The sequence below is a fragment of the Streptomyces sp. NPDC101166 genome (assembly GCF_044768125.1).
In the GTDB taxonomy this organism is placed as follows: Bacteria; Actinomycetota; Actinomycetes; order Streptomycetales; family Streptomycetaceae; genus Streptomyces.
The window spans coordinates 1-1,171 of sequence record NZ_JBIWPF010000235.1 but is presented as its reverse complement, the minus strand read 5'-3'; the positions used below and the strand labels follow the sequence as shown (position 1 = coordinate 1,171).

The window sequence follows — 1,171 nt, the reverse complement described above, 5'->3', positions numbered from 1 at the left end:
CTGCGCGCACCCAACACGGCGTGGCTGGTCGCCTGCTGGTTCGGCGTGGTGAAGGCCGGTGGCGTGGTGGTGACCACCATGCCCCTGCTGCGCGCACCCGAACTGGGCGAACTGATCGAGCTGACCCGTCCGTCCCTCGCGCTGTGCGATCACCGGCTGCTCGGCGAACTGGCCGCGGCCGACCCCGGCCTGCCGATCGCCGTGTTCGGCGGTCCCGGCGCGGACGACCTCATCCGCAGGGCCGCAACCAAACCCGTGGACCACGCCGACGTGCCGACCGCCGCCGACGACGTCGTGCTGCTCGCTCCCACTTCGGGCACGACGGGAATCCCCAAGGCGACCATGCACTTCCACCGCGACGTGCTGGCCATCGCCGACACCTTCTCCGCGCGGGTCGTGCGCCCGCACCGCGACGACGTCTTCACCGGAACACCGCCGCTGGCGTTCACCTTCGGCCTCGGCGGGCTGGTGATCTTCCCCCTCGCTGTGGGAGCGTCGGTGGTCCTGCTGGAGAAGCCCGAGCCCGACGCGCTGGTGGCGGCGATCGAGAACTCTTCGGTCACCGTGCTCTTCACCGCGCCGACCGCCTACAAGGCACTGCTCAAACGCGATGACACCGACCGCCTGCGATCGCTGCGGCGCTGTGTGTCGGCGGGTGAGCATCTGCCCCTGGACGTCTTCGAGCGGTTCCGGGACCGGACCGGGCTGGCGATCATCAACGGCATCGGCGGCACCGAGATGCTGCACGTGTTCATCGCCGCTGCCGACGACATCCGGCCCGGATCCACCGGCCGCGTCGTCCCCGGCTTCCACGCCGAAATCCAGGACGAGGACGGTCAACCCGTGCCCGACGGCACACCCGGCCGACTCGCAGTGCGCGGCCCGACCGGCTGCCGGTATCTCGCCGACAGCCGCCAGCGGGACTTCGTGCGCAATGGCTGGAACCTGACCGGCGACACCTACACTCGTGACGCCGACGGCTACTTCTGGTACCACGCGCGCAACGACGACATGATCGTCTCCGCCGGTTACAACATCGGCGCCCCCGAGGTCGAGGCGGTCCTCGATCAGCATCCGGACGTGGTCGAGAGCGCCGTCATCGGGATACCGGACGAGGACCGCGGCATGATCGTGCACGCGGTCGTGGTGCTGCGCCCGGGAGTCGACGGCG

General features: G+C 70.2%; 1 protein-coding gene. It reads left to right on the top strand.

Annotated features, from left to right (window positions below):
* Positions 1-1,171 (top strand): AMP-binding protein (locus tag ACIRS4_RS38005; protein ID WP_404204812.1); only part of this gene is annotated, 1,171 nt, incomplete at both ends.